The organism is Calothrix anomala FACHB-343 (genome assembly GCF_014696435.1).
GTDB classification, from domain to species: Bacteria; Cyanobacteriota; Cyanobacteriia; order Cyanobacteriales; family Nostocaceae; genus Aulosira; species Aulosira anomala_A.
Window position 1 is genome coordinate 14,216 of the sequence record NZ_JACJQG010000006.1, and the last position, 16,751, is coordinate 30,966.

General features: G+C 40.3%; 15 protein-coding genes. 6 read left to right on the forward strand and 9 right to left on the reverse strand.

All coding sequences use genetic code 11. The features are described from left to right. Positions 1-307: 307 nt before the first annotated feature. Positions 308-655, forward strand: coding sequence for a DUF1815 family protein (locus H6G08_RS04445; RefSeq protein WP_096644675.1), 348 nt, complete (start codon positions 308-310; stop codon positions 653-655). A 321-nt stretch (positions 656-976) separates the two neighbouring features. Here H6G08_RS04445 and H6G08_RS04450 read toward each other — a convergent pair whose 3' ends face one another. Continuing rightward, a complete protein-coding gene (locus H6G08_RS04450) occupies positions 977-3,025 on the reverse strand; it encodes a CHAT domain-containing protein (RefSeq protein WP_190539091.1) in 2,049 nt (682 codons plus the stop codon). 265 nt (positions 3,026-3,290) lie between these two features. Between H6G08_RS04450 and H6G08_RS04455 the strand changes: the two genes are divergently transcribed. Then, positions 3,291-3,791 (forward strand): acyl-CoA thioesterase, encoded by a 501-nt coding sequence (locus H6G08_RS04455; RefSeq protein WP_190539093.1) that lies wholly within the window; start codon positions 3,291-3,293, stop codon positions 3,789-3,791. A 65-nt stretch (positions 3,792-3,856) separates the two neighbouring features. Here the strand turns inward: H6G08_RS04455 and H6G08_RS04460 are convergent, their stop codons facing one another. Both H6G08_RS04460 and H6G08_RS04465 read right to left on the reverse strand, forming a co-directional pair. Further along, positions 3,857-4,054 (reverse strand): hypothetical protein, encoded by a 198-nt coding sequence (locus H6G08_RS04460; protein ID WP_096644677.1) that lies wholly within the window; start codon positions 4,052-4,054, stop codon positions 3,857-3,859. 193 nt (positions 4,055-4,247) lie between these two features. Further along, positions 4,248-4,652, reverse strand: coding sequence for a hypothetical protein (locus tag H6G08_RS04465; protein ID WP_190539095.1), 405 nt, complete (start codon positions 4,650-4,652; stop codon positions 4,248-4,250). Between the two features lie 425 nt (positions 4,653-5,077). Between H6G08_RS04465 and H6G08_RS04470 the strand changes: the two genes are divergently transcribed. Next, positions 5,078-5,506, forward strand: coding sequence for a hypothetical protein (locus H6G08_RS04470; RefSeq protein WP_190539096.1), 429 nt, complete (start codon positions 5,078-5,080; stop codon positions 5,504-5,506). A 165-nt stretch (positions 5,507-5,671) separates the two neighbouring features. Here the strand turns inward: H6G08_RS04470 and H6G08_RS04475 are convergent, their stop codons facing one another. The 3 genes from H6G08_RS04475 to H6G08_RS04485 all read right to left on the reverse strand — a co-directional run bounded on the left by H6G08_RS04475 (position 5,672) and on the right by H6G08_RS04485 (position 10,454). After that, the gene (locus H6G08_RS04475; protein ID WP_313941181.1) at positions 5,672-6,301 is read right to left on the reverse strand and encodes a CAP domain-containing protein; all 630 of its coding nucleotides are present in this window, start codon (positions 6,299-6,301) and stop codon (positions 5,672-5,674) included. A gap of 245 nt (positions 6,302-6,546) precedes the next feature. After that, on the reverse strand, positions 6,547-7,206 hold the full coding sequence (locus H6G08_RS04480) for a hypothetical protein (protein ID WP_190539097.1): 660 nt from the start codon (positions 7,204-7,206) through the stop codon (positions 6,547-6,549). Positions 7,207-7,442: 236 nt separating this feature from the next. Beyond that, positions 7,443-10,454: a UPF0182 family protein gene (locus H6G08_RS04485; protein WP_190539098.1), complete on the reverse strand. Its 3,012-nt coding sequence runs from the start codon at positions 10,452-10,454 to the stop codon at positions 7,443-7,445. Positions 10,455-10,745: 291 nt separating this feature from the next. On the opposite strand from H6G08_RS04485, the gene H6G08_RS04490 reads away from it, so the two are divergent. After that, positions 10,746-11,189: a cyclic nucleotide-binding domain-containing protein gene (locus tag H6G08_RS04490; RefSeq protein WP_096644683.1), complete on the forward strand. Its 444-nt coding sequence runs from the start codon at positions 10,746-10,748 to the stop codon at positions 11,187-11,189. A 49-nt stretch (positions 11,190-11,238) separates the two neighbouring features. Here H6G08_RS04490 and H6G08_RS04495 read toward each other — a convergent pair whose 3' ends face one another. Then, positions 11,239-12,696, reverse strand: a complete 1,458-nt coding sequence (locus tag H6G08_RS04495) for a cobyrinic acid a,c-diamide synthase CobB (RefSeq protein ID WP_190539099.1) — start codon at positions 12,694-12,696, stop codon at positions 11,239-11,241. A 91-nt stretch (positions 12,697-12,787) separates the two neighbouring features. Here H6G08_RS04495 and H6G08_RS04500 point away from each other — a divergent pair, with 91 nt between their 5' ends. Next, positions 12,788-13,117 (forward strand): DUF433 domain-containing protein, encoded by a 330-nt coding sequence (locus H6G08_RS04500; protein WP_242046064.1) that lies wholly within the window; start codon positions 12,788-12,790, stop codon positions 13,115-13,117. Continuing rightward, the gene (locus H6G08_RS04505; RefSeq protein WP_190539100.1) at positions 13,110-13,445 is read left to right on the forward strand and encodes a DUF5615 family PIN-like protein; all 336 of its coding nucleotides are present in this window, start codon (positions 13,110-13,112) and stop codon (positions 13,443-13,445) included. Before H6G08_RS04500 ends, H6G08_RS04505 begins: the two co-directional genes overlap by 8 nt. Before the next feature lie 271 nt (positions 13,446-13,716). On the opposite strand, the gene opcA is transcribed toward H6G08_RS04505, so the two are convergent. Then, a complete protein-coding gene (gene opcA / locus H6G08_RS04510) occupies positions 13,717-15,087 on the reverse strand; it encodes a glucose-6-phosphate dehydrogenase assembly protein OpcA (protein ID WP_190539101.1) in 1,371 nt (456 codons plus the stop codon). A 124-nt stretch (positions 15,088-15,211) separates the two neighbouring features. Beyond that, positions 15,212-16,741, reverse strand: coding sequence for a glucose-6-phosphate dehydrogenase (gene zwf / locus H6G08_RS04515; protein ID WP_190539306.1), 1,530 nt, complete (start codon positions 16,739-16,741; stop codon positions 15,212-15,214). Positions 16,742-16,751 lie beyond the last annotated feature (10 nt).

Below are 16,751 nucleotides of genomic sequence, written 5' to 3' on the forward strand. Positions count from 1 at the left end.
TTTATCTGGTTGACTAGTAGCAAATTTAAGTTACTCTTAAAGCGGATTACTATCTCAGACATCTAAACTGACAGAAGCATCTAAAGATAATCTTAAATTTAGGAATTCTGTCTGATATTTGGTCTTTGTAAATTGAATACTTTGATACGGTACTTAAAACCGTTATCTACTACCCTAAGCTAGGTAGTCAAAAAAGTCTACGTAAACGTGTGGTTATTGTAATGGATAGTTTACAATACCATTGGATGAGAAAATCTAAAGAAAATATAAAAGAAATTCAAATGACTGTGGTGTCTGGAGGACAAAAGTGTTTCTGAGACTAGCGCATCAACATCGGCAATTCGTACAAGACTTGGTAATGAACCTACAAGCCTTGGCAATAGTACTGGAGCGACGCGGATATCCTGCATCCTGCTATACCTGTGGCGACCAGATGAATAGTGCTTCATTTATGGTGAGTTTGGGAGATAATCACCTAATTCGGTTTTTAGTATCTGACTACGGTATTACTTGGACAGAAATGCGAGACGATCGCGAATTAATGAAGTTAGAAGGTGCGGAAGCGATTAGTCAACTACAAGAGTTGGCGAATATTGTCAAGCAGTCTGCACCACCAGCGATCGCTGCAAATAAAGCCTTGGCTAAGAAGTTTTAAGGATTATTGCGGCTGATGGGCTATTGTCAAACAAGTATTGAGAATATATCTGGTAATCGGGAATCGGTAATTAGGAGTAAGTTATGACTCATCTATTACCTATTCACCGTTACCTTTAGTTATTTTATGGATGAATGGCTGACTACATCTTTGGAAACAATCAAGTTTACTGTGGCTAAAATTAACGCCTTACCATACACCTGATGTAGGATAGCGAGATTTTTAACAAAGATTTATTTTCACTACCCAGCGAGTGACAGATACCAGAAAACTATTCTTGGAGATATTTCCTAGCCAACTGAGCGGATTGAGTGATAAATATTACAAGCCATTACCAATGAGAATAAAAGGGGCCCAATAGTAGGGATGGCTGAAACCGCTACTGATAGCTATGGGAAGAGGATTGTTTTCCGGAGATTTCCCCGTAATTAAGGCGATTTGTGTTTGTCGCAAAGCCTCAGCTTTTGTCAATTTACCGGAAGATAACAAGGTGTAAAAAGCGCTCATTAAGGCTTGCGTACCACCATCATCTACAGACCATAATGAGGCAATTGTGGCTCTAGCGCCAGTTTTTTGCATTTGGTAAGCAAACCCTAAAATCTCCTCACCGTTACCTAATTTACCGCCTAAACCGGTTTCACAGGCACTCAAGACGACTAAATCAACGTTAGGTAAAGACCAGTTGGCGACATCTTGCAAGTGAATGCGATCGCCATTACCAAATAAAATAAATGAGTCTTCTGGTTTACCGACCACAAAAGCCGCATGGGTAGCTAAATGGACAATCGGATAGTCGTCCATTTGCGGGATGGTAGCTTGGGGATTAAAGGCTTGATCGAGTAGTTTTTGCGATCCGGGGAGGGTAGTGGCGATACTTTCTACTTCTTGTCCCGCAAATTGTAACCCAGCATAATTGAGTTGTTGAGTACCTACCTGAAATTGATAGTTACCCTTAGTAAACGCACCTGCTAAAGCCCGAAAATTTCTTTTTGGTGGGGTGTTAAAGTTACTCAGGCTAGCAGCAGTGATGTAATTAACACTAAAGCGCTCAACTAGCCATTGCTTGCCATCATACAAAGCGCTCAGGGGAATGTAACGTAACTGATCGTCTGGTGCATAAATTAGTTGCTTCGCCCCTGCGAGTTTAATGTCATTTTCTAAGGGTTTAATCAGCCAATCGTATAATTGGTTGGCTGTTTTTTTCGCATCTTGACGCCGAGGACTTTGTAAATCTTGGCGAAAAGTGGCTATTGTTTGGTTTAGCTGTTCTCTGGTGACTTTAACTGGGCGATGGACGGGTACAGATTCGGGGCTGACTACTACCAATTCCAAGCTATCTTGGAGAACTAGGGGATAAATTAACACAGATTTTTCTGGTAATTTGGCTAAATTATCTCGGAGTTCATTGATACTACCTAAATCTAAATTTTGCCCTTTGGCTGCGCGGCTAATTTGGTCTAATTGTGCTTTTACAGGCGGGCTAGCGATAAAATCGTTAAATTGCTTTAAGAGTTTTTGCTGAGTTAAGACGATTTCTTCTATACGTTGTTTTTCCTGGGGCGATCGCTGTTCGGGGGGAATTTTTCGCAACTTGGTTAACTCTTTACCCAGTTCGACAGCATTATCTAGAGTTTGCTCTAACTTTTGTTTTGTTGCTGTTTCTTGGGGGATAATATTGATCCCTTTAGCAGTTTGCTGATTACCCCTTACTCCCGAAGCAAAACCTTGTAATTCTTCTACCTTGAGTAAATCTAGACTGCGTTGGGCTTCTGCTACCCTTCCCTGTTTCAATAGTTTGTCGCCCAAAATGCGATAGGTTTGGGCAACTGTAATACTATAGGCGTCTGGTTGGGGTGCAGATAGCAATGATGGCTCTAACCTGGCTTGCTCGCGATTGATGAGACAATGTTTATAAAAGAAAATTGCTAACTCTGGTTGCTTTTGAATATCAAATAGGTAGCCAATGTTACTATAGGTTTTACCTAATTGGACGCGATCGCCTAATTCTTTGTTAATTAATAAAGCTTGCTGATAGGATTGCAGCGCTTGGGCGTAATTGGCTTGTTTTTGGTAAATTCTGCCCATATTATTCAAAGTCACAGCTTCCCAAAAACGCTCGCCCCTATCTGTACTAATAGTTAAAGCTTGTTCTAATTTCTGAAAACCTTCTTTTAACTGACCTTGCTCTGATAATTTTACTGCTTCTTCATTCAGCAGTTTAATCTGGCTAGATGGCTGATTGTTTTCTGGTGAGTTTTGCTGGGTGCTAGGAGTTTGATTTACCTGTTGCTTTTGTGGGGTAGTACACCCAGAAAGGCAAATCATCAAGGTAGTTATAATAACAATATATATTTGAGAATAATATCGCATAACAAAACACCCCCTATTTTTGGGAGCGTAGATGATAAAGTAATAAATTATCTGATTTTGCCGCTCCTGAGTTAACAAAGCTAACTCAGCATCTACATATATTGATACTATTCTAACAGAAAGAGGCGCATGGAAGTTTTAGCCCGACTCTGAGCTTGCTTTGAGCAGAGAGAAATATCAGGCTTTGACAAAGCATCAACTATTTTGTTAGTAATTTTTATGTTACTCAAGAGGTAGACATTCATAAATACTGAGAAATTTAAACATGTCAACAGCTCAACCAACTCAACCAGAAATCCCACCAACTAGCGCCATTGATAAACCCACAAATTATGCATTTGAAGATTGGTTTACCTATCCTGTCAGGGTGTATCCTCACCATACTGATTGTGCAGGAATTGTTTGGCATGGTAACTATATAACTTGGATGGAAGAAGCCAGGGTAGAATGCTTAAGATCTATTGGGATTGATTATACCGATTTAGTGGCTTTAGGCTGCGATCTCGCAGTTGTCAATCTTTCCCTGCATTATCATCGTTCTCTGGTTTTAGGTTTGGATGTGTTAGTCAAAACACGCATGACTGATGTAACTGGTGTCAGGATGAATTGGGATTATGCGATCGTTTCTCCTGATAGACAACAATTGTATACCACCGCCAAAGTAACTTTAGTAGCCTTAGATCGGGAAAGAGGCAAAATTATGCGTCAGTTACCAGGTGCTTTCAAAGATGCATTACTAAAAATTTCCACATTTAAAAATAATTAATTTAACAGGATGAAGCGTGAAATATGTAGCTGTTTAATGTCTACATATGACACACTTCATCTTGATTATTTTCTAATACCTACTTGCGAGAAAGTTTGTGGTAAATTCACAATTGCATCCCAAATATCTTGGGGTGTAATACCAAAATTGATGTGCAATAATATCAAGAGCGCTGCTAAAGTTAGTGCAGTTCTGATAGTCGTTTTGACAACTTTCCATAATACTGCAAATACGATCCAAGCTAAAATTAAGGTAGGAATCATAGGTATAAATTGCTGAAAAATGTCCCTTGTTTCAAAGGCTCTTTGCGCTCACAATTCCGACTGCAAAAGCTAAATTCTCCTTTGGGCAGGAATGATGTTCAGCATTATACTCGATAAGATGCCAAATAGTGAAAATTCAATTAATAATTTTTGCTACAAATAGGTATGTGGGTAATTGCGCCACTCCACTTAACTAAGAATCGTGATCGCGATTAAAGAAATCTTTAGAACTTGATTTGTTAGTAGAAGGTGAATATTCAGAGCAGTTTTTCGCCTCTTCTGTCATCACCAAAGAAGGTTGAACTGCACATTTAAGATAATGATTATTTGCATAAAACTGACAATTTTTACAAGGAACTTTACGTAAAGTCTGAATTATAAAACCTTTTTTATTATCTCTAGATGTTTGGTATTTGCGTAACAGGATAAAAAAACCGAGCCAAGTAATTAACACAGCTAGAGGAGTCACAGATATAGCTACATCGGGTATGCTAAATGGCGCTGGCTTTTGTGGCTCAGACTTAACATCATTTCTTGTTTCTTGAGCTATATTTTGATTGGCGATCGCATTTTTTTGCAGTATGAGTTCCAGGGACATATTATTTACCTTGGTTAATTAACATAAAGAAAATTATTTTCATAAATCTTTAATTTGAGCAGATGAAGAGGAAGCAAGCAATCCTTCAATTATAGGTTTAGCAAAACACCAGTTAAGGTATATCTGCCAAGGGTTTTGCTTGTTATTTATAGTTATATATCTAAAGGCATAAATTAAGGATGTGATGTTTATATCTAAACTACTGTGTTAGAATATATTTGCTCATTCTTATAAATGAATAGCAATTTCTGATACATACTATTAATCTTGACATCAGCCAAAACTTAAGTATAAAAGTCTACAAAAAATTGCAATTTTGGCTGGGCAACCCTGGCAATTTACTAAAAGTAACACAAGTAAAATACTTGCGCAATTAGAAAATTGTAATTGCCGTATTAGATATTAAGTTTAATTGTTAACAAGTTATGAATATAGAATTTTACAAGAGGATGCCTTGGATGTCTTTGGCATTACTCTGTATAGCTTATATCCTTTTAGGCTGGTATCTTGCAGCACATCACATTATTTGGTTGGTGGGAGGTTTTATCACGGCTGTAGCGCTAGTTATAGCCAGAAAGAGTATTGTTTGGTTAGAACAATTGTTTACTTTTGGTTCTCAAACTTTAGTTATTGTGTTATTTTTAAGTCTTTCTATTGCCATAGTTGCCACTTGGTCTATTATATTAAGTCTTTTTCTTATCCCAATTGCCACGACATTTTTAGCCGATTTAGAGATGCGGTTTGCAGGTTTTAGCAAACTAGATTCATTTTTAGCGTTAACAATATTAGCATTATCAGGCTTATTCGTAGGTGAAATCGTAGATATTCTGCTTTTACCTAGTAGTAGGTATTAATTGAAAATGGGCATGGGGCATGGGGCATTGGGAAGAGGGATTTTTTCGCGATTAGGGACTTCCAAATAAAAAATATTCCAATCATTAACTTACCAAACCCGCCACTCGTAGGGGCGGGGTTACCCCGCCCCTACAATTTGGCATAATTTATTTTTTTGATGTTGTTTAACCTCGCAAAAATAACTGAGTAATAACGTAGGTGTTACCTTTGCGCCACACTCCTACACCTGTTTCTCTAAATACTGGCCTGAGAATATTTTCTCGATGTCCGGGACTAGCTAACCAGCCTTCTACTGCTGGCGATACAGGCTGAGAAATATTTTTACTTCTAAATAAATTTTCGCCAATCATCCAATAAGATATATTACCAGCACGCACTCTTTGAGAGAGAGTACTACCATCAATTCCTGTGTGGCTGAAGAAGTTTTGTTCCATCATTTGACGGCTGTATTTTCTGGCGACTTGGGCTAATTTCTCATTATTTTGTAAAGGTTGTAGTCCATTTTTTTGACGCACTTTATTAATTTCTTGGCGAATTTCTGACTCAATTTGTGCTGTTTGGGATGTTTGCGCTAGCTGGGGCGACTGTGGCGGTTGGTTAGTGGGAATTTCAATATTTGGTAGCGGTGGTAAATACTCAATTGCTTGTTCGCATCCAGTTAAAGAAAGTGCGATCGCAATCCAACCTGCACCAATTACTCTAGATAAGTACGGGTGTTTTTGGGATGTATTATTTAGCCAATGGAATAAACTAGAAATCAACATCCTTCCATTGGGGGATATTGGCTTAATCACGTAATACTTTTTGCTGCTGAATGTCTTGGTTTCAGTTCAATTTTAACAAAATTAAATTGATGCTTGCTCGCCAAAAGTATGAATTATAATCGTTGATTGTAGGGGCATGGCATTGCCATGCCCCTACCTGCGGGTGTTTATAAAAACTGGGATGTTCCCTAAAGATAATTACCCTAGATGTGTAATGAATTTATCTGCAATACGCTAGAAACTAAATGAAAAATTGCTGCCTGAATTCTGCAAATTTATGGCGTATTGCTAATTGCAGATTTTAGCTTCAGTTTGACTTTTGTACCTTTTTTCAATACTACTTCACCCCCAGGACTTGATAAAACATAAGCAGTTGCAGCCGCAGCGCCAGCTAAACCACCATGCTTGACATTGGTTTTTTTACCAATAAAATGACCAGCAACGGTTCCACCTAAAATAATGCCAGCATTTTGGATAAATTTGCCTTTAGTTTTGGTTTCTACTTGGGTGTTGACTAAACCCGCATCAATGGGATAGGTATCGCCATTTTTAAAGGTAATTTCATCAAAAACTAGATGTAAACTTGCTTTTTTACCCTTCGCTGCTTTGACCACATTTTCTAAATGTCCTTGAATTTCTGCATCTTTTAAGTCAGGTGTTACACCTTTAACAGAGTTTTTTACTTTGAGAGTAAACCGCTCATTATTAGTATTTTTACCAGTAGATAATTCTTGTTGCAGAACTGTTTCTAAATTGGTATTTGCGGGTATGGATGCTGGAGAAGTTGGAGTTTTGCTGGCTTGATTATTTGTAGCTTGAGTAGCAGTAGTTTGATTAGATGTAGCATTATTGGAAGTGCGATCGCTTGTTTTGCTACAAGCAACAGTGTTACTAAGTAAAGCTGCACTTAGTAATAATGGTATGATTTTTTTCATGGTTTTTGGTATTTTAAATTTTGTAAAGTAGAAAATCTGAAATTCAGTGCAAAAAAACGGCATAAAACCTGATTTTTTACAGATTATATGCCGAATTTAAATCTGAATAATTCGCGATAATGTTACTTAATATGTATAGGGCATTGGGCATTGGGCATTGGGCATGGCGCAGAGACGTGATTAATCGCGTCTCTACAATTTCTGCCTTGTCTGCCTTTGCTTCAATTACAACAAGACTAGGAACTAGGGGTTTCTTCTACTGGACGAACAATTGGCGGTGCTGGGGTTACTTGTGGTTGGAAGATGGCTTGTAATCCCTGTTCTAAGGTTTGCGTCATGACAATGCGATTTTCGTAAGCGACAATTACCCGAACTAATGTTGGTAAGCTATTTTGGGCTGCTTCTAAATAAATTGGCTCAACGTAAAGCAGGGATTGTTCGATGGGTATGACTAAAAGATTACCCTGAACTGCTCTTGAACCTTGACGATTCCACAAAGAGATTTGTTGAGAAATGACGGGATCTTGATTAATTCTGGCTTCAATTTGCTCTGGGCCGTAAATCAGACGTTCTTTAGGAAAGACGTATAATAACAACTTACCGTAGTTATCAACATCCGATCGCGCTGCTAACCAAGCAATTAAGTTAGTCCGTTCTTTAGGAGTATAAGGCAGTAACAGGATAAATTCTTCAAAGGGTACAGTAGGTAAGCTGGTAATCAAATAATAGGGTTCTACGGAACGGGCTTTACTACCATAAATTTCGTTTGGAATCTGCCATTGGTCTTCCCGGTTGTAAAATACTTGGGTATCGGTCATGTGATAAGTCATTAACCGTTCCGCTTGAATATTGAAAAAGTCTACTGGATAGCGGAGATGACTTTTGAGTGTTGCAGGCATGTCACTCAATGGTTTAAATAATTGCGGGAATATTTTCTCCCAAGTGGCAATTATAGGATCGCTAGCATCGGCAATGTAAAAGTTAACAGAACCGTTATAAGCATCTATGATAACTTTGACGGAATTCCGAATGTAGTTGATCCCATCTGAATCTACATCGGAATAGGGATAGTGATTATTGATGGTGTAAGCATCGACAATCCAGTACAGATAATTCTGATTTGTGGAAAAGTCTGGATTATTATTATTGAGATTGGCATTAGCAACTACTAAATAAGGGTCGCTATCATATTTTAAAAAAGGTGCGATCGCGCGAATTCTTTGTTGTATATTTCGCCTTAATAAAACTTTTGTCTCTGGTAAAAAATCTCGCGTCAGTACCATCTGCCAATCCTTCAAATATGTGGCAAATAACCACTTTCGCCAAGAATTACCAATAGTAATACCACCTGCTCCATCGTATGTATTGTAAACATTGTCACTACCACTTGGATAGTCGAGTTCTCTAACTCTTGTGCCAGTCATGACATAATTATTGGTAATTTCTCCGTAATAAATTCGTGGTTGACCAATGGGGATGCTATTACGAATTGCTTGACTAGAAGTTGTTAAGGCGCGGCTATCACCGCTAATATCTTTGACAAAATATTCAGGTAATCCACCAGGTGCAACTGTATTTACAGGGCTAAGGGTAAAACCAAAACCATGAGTATAAATTAAATGACGGTTCACCCAAGTCTGCGCCGCCTGTGGAACTGCGCTATAGTCTAATTCTCTGGCAGCAATTAATACTTGACGTTGTTCGGTTGTTGGTAAAGGTTCTGGCTGAGAATTTGGGGAATCTTCGGAAGCAGCTGGCCTAGTGCTACTGCTGTCTGTTTCTAGGGTGTAGCGGTCAATATCAGCACCAGGAAAGCGATAGTATGGGCGAATTTGTTGTAACTGGCGGTTGGTTTGCAGTAGGGGTTGCTGATCCCACAGGCGAATATTCCGAATTGTTAGTTCATTGGCTTTAAGGTCGGCTTCAGTTAATTGACCTTGAGGGTTGAAAACTTGTGCATCAATCGCTGCTAAATTGAATGCCTGCCTTGTTGCGGTAATAGTACGCTGAATGTAGGGTTGCTCTCGTTGTAATTCATTCGGCTCTACTAGCAAATATTGTACAGCCGTGGGGATGAAAATACCGCCGACTACCATCAGCGCGAGATAAATTCCTAACCCATAGAATACAAATCGCTGGCTGTAGGATTTGGGTTTCCAAAAAATCGTGCGCCATAACAAATAAAATGCGATCGCTAATCCGAAGACAAATAAAATGTCATAAGCTGGCAATTGCGCTCTGACATCGGTATAGCTAGCACCGTAACTTACCCCACGGGAAGAATACACCAATTCATAACGACTCAATAAATAACAGCAAGCCACACCTAGCATAAATGCACCACCCAAACCATATAAATGGCGTTGCTGTGGTGGCGAAAACCCCGGAAAAATTCCTTGACTGAGACTATCTCCTGATAACAGATAAGTCAGAGTTACAGCAATTAAACTATAGAGGAATAATCCAAATAGCCAAATTAACAGTAGTTCCCATAGAGGTAAGCCAAATACGTAAAAGCTAATATTTTTATTGAATAAAGGGTCAGAGAAGTCAAATGGCTGGGGATGGAAATACTGTAAAACATGTGCCCAATTGTGGAATAGGAATATCCCAAATAAAATACTGAAGATAATGGCGATCGCATTTAGCAACAATCGGGGGTAAATTAAAATAGCGATCGCAATTCCGCCAATTAAACCCAGATACCAAATTTGAGCAATGATTATCTTAAATAACTGCCAAAAACTGTCCAATTGAAACAAAGCGTTAACCGTAAGATTAGCTTTGTTCAGGTCAGCAGTTGAGTAAGACCAGATAATTTGCCCATAGTAAGCTAGCATCAACCCGACTACTAGGGTTAATCCTAAACTTACAGGTAACAACCAGCGCAGTCTGAATGTTTGCCAACGTTCTGATTTAGCTATTTTTCGCTCATCGCCTCTAGGATATTGCGGACTTAAAAAGTTTCTAATTTGACTACTAATTACTGCTTCTTCACGGCGAACTGGGGCAATTTTTAAATTTTGGGGATATTTCCACTTTTGCGCCAAGTAGAGGTTTCCCAGAATATAAGTAGCACTTATGCTGAATCCAACTACCCATAAACCGGCTTTTGTGACAAATCGCAACAAAAAAGCTTGCAGATAGCCAACTTCCTGAAACCATAGAATCTCACATCCTAGACGGGCAGCTATATCTAAGACTAGCCATAGTCCCAGGAATAATCTCAAAAACCCTTTCCAAAACATTCTTGGCAGCACCTTTTCCCTAAACTACATAGACTTATAAACAATTGTCCTGTGCTGTTGTGCGGAAAAAAAATTTTTTGGCATTGCGAAAACAAGTCAGAAATCTTAACATTAAAATCTAAAAATTTTCATCCTCTTTGCGTCTGAATTAGCACTAAACTGCTTTCAGCCTCTAAGTGTCTACATTACTAGTCCCTAGCCCCTAGCCCATTCTGTTACCCATTCACACCTGTTTTGGGTAGAACCTGTGCAAGATGACCTAAAATAATGTTTGATTTTTAACTTGCTATCATGCTGACCAGCGTTGACCGTTTATTATTTGTGCGGCGAGTCCCGATTTTTAAAGAATTGCGGGATGATTTTATCGTGCGGCTTGCTTCGGTGATGAGCGAGCTGTCATTTCCTGCCAATCATGCCATTTTTAGGCAAGGAGAAGAAGGGCGATCGCTCTACATTGTAGTATCTGGGCGTGTCAAAGTTCACATTGGTAATAAAAAGTTGGCAGAGGTAGATAAAGGCAAGTATTTTGGCGAAATGGCAGTTTTTGACACTCAACCCCGTTCTGCTTCCGCCACAACTTTAGAACCTTGTGACTGTTTAGAACTGACACAAGAACAACTTTATGACGCCATTGAAGAAACTCCAGAAATTGCAGTTAATATTATTCGGGAATTATCACGGTTAATTCGTGAATTGAATGAAAAAATTAATGTGGATAGTTCACAGAGTCGTTAGTCAATGGTCAATGGTCAATAGTCAATAGTCAACAGTCAACAGTCAACAGTTAACAGTCAACAGCTATAGTTTTAAATTCCAGACATTTATGAATAAATTGCTGGGGTATCTCTACAGTTGCGCCCCAGTGTAAATGAATATAAGAAGCATGAATATTTGCAGGTAAATTCCAGCCTTCATAACCCATATTTTCTGCACAATCGTAACGATAAGTTTCAAATAAAGGTTGATTTGGTGGTGTTTTCAGCCGCGAACGATGAAATTCATGTCCATAAATATTTGTCCCTGAATTTATTAACAAACTATCTTGTAAAGCCACTGCACGACGATAACCTAAAGTTAAGCGTCCTCCCATTTCCGCAGATGTGGGTAACACTCCTAGCATCGGCCAAGATTCCCCAGCAAAATCAATTATTTGCTCACATAAATACATCAATCCGCCACATTCAGCAATTGTGGGTATTCCTTGCAGAATTGCATTTTTAACAGATTTACGCAAGCTAATATTTTCTGATAATTGTTGAGCAAAAACTTCCGGAAATCCACCACCAAAATATATCCCTTGGACGTTTTCTGGTAATTCACTATCAGCTAAAGGACTCCAAAAAACCAATTCTGCGCCCAATTTTTGCAACAAATCCAAATTATCTTGATAGTAAAAATTAAAAGCGCGATCGCGTGCTACCGCAACCCTCACCACAGCCTTACCAGACAAACTCAAACATTCCTCAATTTTGAATTTTGTTAGCGCAGCGTTAGCGAGTCCTCGAGCGTCATTTTGAATTTTGAATTGTTTCTCCCCCTTGTCCCCACTTTGCAACAAAGGTAACAAGCGTTCCCAGTCAAAACAACTATCGCCCAAATCAGCAAGGCGATTAATCACAGCATCCAGTTCGGGAAGTTCGGCTGTAGGCACTAAACCCAAATGGCGATCGGGAATTGTGATATCATCTTGACGCCGCATGATGCCAAGGATTGGTAGATTTAAAGGTTCTAGGGCATTTTTAAGTAAAGTGAGATGGCGATCGCTTCCAACGCGATTTAAAACTAAACCGGCTATTTTAATATTGGGATCAAAAGTACAATAACCATGTGCGATCGCTGCTACCGAACCAGACAAGCGACTGCAATCAATTACCAACACCACAGGTAAATTCAATAATCTGGCAATATGGGCTGTACTAGCAAAATCAGTTATTGGTATTTTGTCATTTGCAAATGACGAGATTCCATCAAATAAGCCCATTACGCCTTCTACTAGCGAATATTGACTTTTTTGGCTGTGTATGGTAAAGCAAGACTGAACATAAGCTTCAGAAGTTAATACTGGGTCTAAATTACGACAAGCAAGCCCAGTGACATGCTGATGAAACATCGGATCGATATAGTCCGGGCCGACCTTAAAAGATTGGACTGCGATCGCGCGCCGACATAATGATGCTAAAAGGGTGAGCGTTACTGTTGTTTTACCTACGCCGCTACGCTCTCCGGCAATTACTAAAGCCATAAAAATAGTTGTGAATGAAAAATGCGATCGCTAACTAAACAAAGACTGAGAAATCACTATGACTTAGAATCAAAATAAAATCATTGTATAAATGGAAATTACCAATATGGAAGTGACTCTAAATCAGCATATTGAAATGACTCCGGGAATACGAAGCGGTAAGGCACGTATTGCAGGAACAAGAATTACTGTGGCAGATGTTGCCATTATGTATCTCCGAATGGGACAGTCTTTAGAAGAAATTGCTGGCAAATATGAATTATCGTTAGCATCAGTTCATGCAGCAATGGCATTTTACTATGATAATCGCCCTGAAATTGACCAACGTATCGCTGAAACAGAAGCCCTGGTAGAAACTGAGCGTCTTAAAACTCCTTCCCTGTTGCAGGAAAAGTTGGATGCAATGAGAAACTATGCCTGAACGCCTTCAGTTTCACCTGGATGAGAACGTTGATCCTGATATCGCTTTAGCTTTGAGACGAGCTGGTATTAACGTCACAACCTCACAGTCAGCGAATCTCTTAGCACAGAGTGATAACGTTCAGTTGGACTTTGCTAAAACAAACTCCCGTGTATTGATAACACATGATGATGATTTTTTGATTCTTAACAGTCAAGGAATTGAGCACGCTGGCATAGTTTACGTTCAAAAAGATGCAAAGCCAATCGGCTACATAATTCGGATGCTCATCTTGCTTTATGAAGTCGCTACACCTGAAGAATTGATAGGCAGAGTCGAATACTTGTGAACTAATAGCGGCATTTCACATCTTTTTTAGGGATTTAGAAATGCCAAACCCTAGCACCAATTAATTAATACCAAGTTGAAAAAAGAATGCCACAGATGGTAGGGGCATGGCAGTGCCATGCCCTCTAGAATATATTGATGTTTCGCAAACATTATTTGAATTGGTATAACCCAACAAAACTCAAATTGCTAATAGATATAATACCTCCAGACTAGAGATCAAAATATCATCAAATCTGGAGGTATTGAAATTATTGAATTTTCAGGCTGAACTAACTCTTAACGCCTAACTTTAACGATTGCGCTGTTAATACCAGACTATCTTCAAACAGAGTCTCATGACCCCAGCGCTGTACCTGCTGACTCAGCAACGCTTCTGCCTTTTGTTCCGAAAGTGAACTGACTTGTTGGAACAAACCAGCAGATTGCGCACCACCGTGGGTTTCCATCCGCATACAACCGCCGGTTTCGGTACAAATTACTGTACCGCAGTCAGCTTTTGGATTGGTAGAACTCAAGCGCAGGGCAATTAAATCACCTGCTACTTCCCCTGCATCAGCGACAGGAACACCAGCAACCTCAGCTTCTACTTGCTTTTGATCCTGCGTCACAAAGCGAATCTTCGCAATATCATAATCTCCGCTTTCTCTTTCATAGGCAACTGGCTGCCATTGCAAGCGACTAGCCAACCAACCTAAAAATAGTAAAGCTTGTGAAGGATTACCTTTTTCGTAATCAATATTCACTCTGTCAATTTCTTTCAGCGCCGCACGACGATTGGGTGAATCGTAAGCCTGTGCTGTTAATTCTTGCCAAGCAGCCAAACGCCGCCAGTTCAAATCAGCTAAAGGTACACCATTTTCTACCAACTCTTGCAAGCTGAGTAAATCGTTTTCTGGCTCGTTGAAATTGCAAGAATCGACGATCACATTGTTACAAACCGCTGCCAGCTTTTTAAATAAAGGGCTGTTGGGATCTGGTGTAGCTTTCCACCACAAAAACTTAGGTAAACCACCAATCAACAAAGCGGGAATCATACCCCCAATCCGTTCCAAAGCACTGGGAGTTCCCGATAGAGTGATGTATTCACAGCAAATAAGTGTACTGGAAGATTGCTTTTGAATTGGGCAATAGGCAGAAACCTGCGCTTTCACCCCTTCATCTTCACCAGCAATAGGGCACAGGGCAATAATTCGGCATGGGTTACGAATCGCAATTTCATCAGCAATCCGGGGACTAGCTGCATCTCCATAAGAGACAGGAGCAGAACTATCGCCAATAGCTCCGTGGCGGTGACCTTTAGCAAATTGTTCCCGCAATTTAGCCAGGGTTTCTGGGGTTGCAGTTCCGGTTTCTGGTAATTGGAATTTGCGCTGCACTTCTCGCAGTGCAGCTTCTGTTTGCGGCCCTAAGATGCCGTCAATTGGCCCGTTATAAAACCCTAAAGTCGCCAAAAGATACTGAGTTTCTTCTGGTTCATAAACTACTAAGGTAAAAGTCGTGGCGCGGGTAGCGGCTGGTAGGGCACCATCATCACCAGCAATACCATAACTTTGCCAAATTTGATTTAGTTCCGCTTCTATTTCTGTGAGCGAAATGTCCTTTGGTGCTTGTAGTGAGAAAATCGTAGGAGCTTGAGTCATAGTCAATTTTGGATTTTGTCATTTGTCCTTTGTCATTTGTCCTTGGTCATTTGTCCTTTGTCATTTGTCATTCAGGTTTTTACTAATGACTAATGACTAATGACTAATGACTAGTGACGAATACTTAAAGCCTGCGCCAGCGACGACCATCTTGATTAATCAAGAGTTCCGCTTCTGCTGGTTCCCAGGTACCGGCTTCGTATTGAGGAATAGTTGCGGGATCGCTTGGTGCATCCCAAACGGAAAGGGCTGGTGTTACTACCTGCCAAGCTGCTTCTACTTCGTCGGCTCTGGTGAATAATGTTTGGTCGCCCATCATACAATCAAGGAAAAGGCGATCGTAGGCATCGGACGTAGCTTGGATACCAAAGGAACCATAGCTAAAGTCCATATCCACGGAACGGGTGCGGAATTCTGCCCCAGGCATTTTTACATCAAACCGCAGGGAGATACCTTCATTCGGTTGAATCCGCATCGCTAAAATGTTGGCATTTCTTTGTTGAGCCGCCGATGGGAACATCCGAGAAGGAACTTCACGGAAATGGATGGAAATCTCACTGACTTTTTTCGGCATCCGTTTGCCAGTGCGCAGGTAGAAAGGCACGCCTTGCCAGCGCCAGTTATCCACTAAGAACTTCATCGCTACATAAGTAGGGGTGGTGGAGTTGGGGTCAACTCCAGGCTCAGTACGATACCCCGGTACTTGTTCTCCCTTCATCCAACCAGCGCTGTATTGCCCACGTACACAAGAACGGGACAAATTATTCACATTCGCTAATCTAGTAGCTTGTAGCACCTTAACTTTTTCCGTGCGGATACTATCAGCATCCATTGAGTTTGGTGCTTCCATTGCGGTTAAACAATAGAGTTGCATCAAGTGGTTCTGCAACATATCCCGCAACGCCCCGGATTTTTCGTAATATCCAGCCCGGTCTTCAACTCCTACGGTTTCTGCTACGGTAATTTGCACATGGTCAACAAACTGACGATTCCACAAAGGTTCAAAAATCGCATTGGCAAAGCGAAATACCAATAAGTTCTGAACAGTTTCTTTACCTAAGTAGTGGTCAATCCGATAAACTTGGCTTTCTTTGCAGTATTTCTGCACGACTTTGTTCAGGCTTTGGGCAGAGGCTAAGTCTCTACCAAAAGGCTTTTCAATTACCAGACGGTGTTTGTAGGGATCGTCTAACATTCCTGCTCCCCCTAGCTGTTTAATAGCTTCGGGGAAGAAATTAGGAGCAACAGAAAGATAGAACATTCTATTGCCCCTAGTACCGCGTTTTTCGTCTAATTCAGTTAGTAAATCTTTTAATTTTTGGTAACTTTCTGGTTTATCTATGTCACCAGGACAGTAGAACAGACCTTGTAAGAAGTCTTGCCAGAGTTCCCCTAGCTCAACATTACTATGAGCTTCTTCCATGCCTTTTTGCATTTGCTCGCGGAAGTACTCGTGGCTCCATTCGCGACGAGCTACGCCAACAATGGTGGTTTCTGGGGGAATGCGCCGTTCCCGTCGCAATTTGAAAAGTGCTGGTACGAGTTTGCGCCAGGTAAGGTCACCAGAAGCGCCGAAAATAACGATAATTTGGGGTTCGGGCATCCCTTGTTGTTGCAGACCAACGCGCAGGGGATTTTCTAACAGACTAACCATAAGAATTTGG

What these genes read in the sequence shown, in the direction of transcription:
- H6G08_RS04450 (WP_190539091.1), bottom strand. Translation starts at nt 3,025, where the DNA reads ATGCGATATTATTCTCAAATATATATTGTTATTATAACTACCTTGATG.
- H6G08_RS04455 (WP_190539093.1), top strand. Translation starts at nt 3,291, where the DNA reads ATGTCAACAGCTCAACCAACTCAACCAGAAATCCCACCAACTAGCGCC.
- H6G08_RS04460 (WP_096644677.1), bottom strand. Translation starts at nt 4,054, where the DNA reads ATGATTCCTACCTTAATTTTAGCTTGGATCGTATTTGCAGTATTATGG.
- H6G08_RS04465 (WP_190539095.1), bottom strand. Translation starts at nt 4,652, where the DNA reads ATGTCCCTGGAACTCATACTGCAAAAAAATGCGATCGCCAATCAAAAT.
- H6G08_RS04470 (WP_190539096.1), top strand. Translation starts at nt 5,078, where the DNA reads ATGAATATAGAATTTTACAAGAGGATGCCTTGGATGTCTTTGGCATTA.
- H6G08_RS04480 (WP_190539097.1), bottom strand. Translation starts at nt 7,206, where the DNA reads ATGAAAAAAATCATACCATTATTACTAAGTGCAGCTTTACTTAGTAAC.
- H6G08_RS04485 (WP_190539098.1), bottom strand. Translation starts at nt 10,454, where the DNA reads ATGTTTTGGAAAGGGTTTTTGAGATTATTCCTGGGACTATGGCTAGTC.
- H6G08_RS04490 (WP_096644683.1), top strand. Translation starts at nt 10,746, where the DNA reads ATGCTGACCAGCGTTGACCGTTTATTATTTGTGCGGCGAGTCCCGATT.
- H6G08_RS04495 (WP_190539099.1), bottom strand. Translation starts at nt 12,696, where the DNA reads ATGGCTTTAGTAATTGCCGGAGAGCGTAGCGGCGTAGGTAAAACAACA.
- H6G08_RS04500 (WP_242046064.1), top strand. Translation starts at nt 12,788, where the DNA reads ATGGAAATTACCAATATGGAAGTGACTCTAAATCAGCATATTGAAATG.
- H6G08_RS04505 (WP_190539100.1), top strand. Translation starts at nt 13,110, where the DNA reads ATGCCTGAACGCCTTCAGTTTCACCTGGATGAGAACGTTGATCCTGAT.
- opcA (WP_190539101.1), bottom strand. Translation starts at nt 15,087, where the DNA reads ATGACTCAAGCTCCTACGATTTTCTCACTACAAGCACCAAAGGACATT.
- zwf (WP_190539306.1), bottom strand. Translation starts at nt 16,741, where the DNA reads ATGGTTAGTCTGTTAGAAAATCCCCTGCGCGTTGGTCTGCAACAACAA.